The organism is Ruegeria sp. YKSD179 (genome assembly GCF_059612885.1).
The window spans coordinates 1-1,147 of sequence record NZ_JBXWRL010000125.1 but is presented as its reverse complement, the minus strand read 5'-3'; the positions used below and the strand labels follow the sequence as shown (position 1 = coordinate 1,147).

The window sequence follows — 1,147 nt, the reverse complement described above, 5'->3', positions numbered from 1 at the left end:
AGCTGGCCCAACTGGTGGCGACCGGCCCCTGATTGCCGGACGGGCGCAGGCGCATGTCAACTTCATACAGCCGCCCCTGTGACATCGGAGCTGAAAGTGCTGTGATCAGCGCCTGCGTGAACCGCGCATAATAGGTGCGCGTGGCCAGAGGGCGCGGACCATCGGACATGTCCTGATCCTGCGGGTCATAGATCACAATCATGTCCAGATCGGATTGCGAATTGATCCGTCCTGTGCCCAGCGACCCCATGCCCAACACCGCCGCTCCGCGCCCCGGTGCGGGCCCGTGTTTGCGGGCGAAATTTTCGGCAACATATGGCAGGATGGCGGCAATCACCGATTGTGCAAGCTCTGCATATTGCCGGCCTGCCTGTGCCCCGTCGATCAGACCGCGCAAGTGGTGGACACCGACCCGGAAATGCCATTCCTTACACCAGCGCCGCGCAAGGTCGAGCCGGGTTTCATAGTCAGGCTCTTCCGCCAGCGCACGGGCCAGTTCGATTTGCAAAGCCTTCTGCCCCGGCCAATCGGCAAAGAAACTGCCGCCGATCACCGCATCGAAAACCAAGGCATTGTGCGACAGATGCGAGGCCAGAGCATGAGACGTGCCAACGATATCGACCAGTAGGTCAATCAGTTGCGGATTGGCCTCGAACAATGAAAACAGCTGCACCCCGGCAGGAAGGCCTGACAGAAACCCGTCCAGCGCCATCAACGCCTCGTCCGGTTTGGCGGTCTTGGCAAGCCGCGACCGCCGCTCGGGCCGCAACCGTTCGAATATCCGCGGCCCGCGCTGGGACCTTAGGGCCGGAGAGGTCGCCCACCGGGCCAGAACACTCTGGTCAAACTCCACATCCTGCGCCGCCACAGGTGCAGGACCGGGCCCGGGCGCAAAAAAACCTTCGGTCAGTTCGTGTACTTCCGTCAGGCGGTTTTTCAGGTCCTGTTTCAGTTCGTCGCTGCCGATCCCCATCAGACAGGCGATGCGTTCGATGCCTTCCGGTGATTTCGGCACCTTATGCGTCTGTGCATCATGAACCATCTGAATGCGGTGTTCGACTTCGCGATGCGCCCGATAATGATCGGTCAGTTTGTCCGCGACATCCTGCGGCACCCAGCCTTTTGACGCCAACGCCGCCAACCCCGG

At 61.4% G+C, this 1,147-nt stretch carries 1 protein-coding gene; it reads right to left on the bottom strand.

Annotated elements, in window-relative coordinates:
• On the bottom strand, positions 1-1,147 hold a 1,147-nt coding region (locus tag AC2FNE_RS24630; RefSeq protein WP_496806569.1), incomplete at both ends, for a [protein-PII] uridylyltransferase family protein.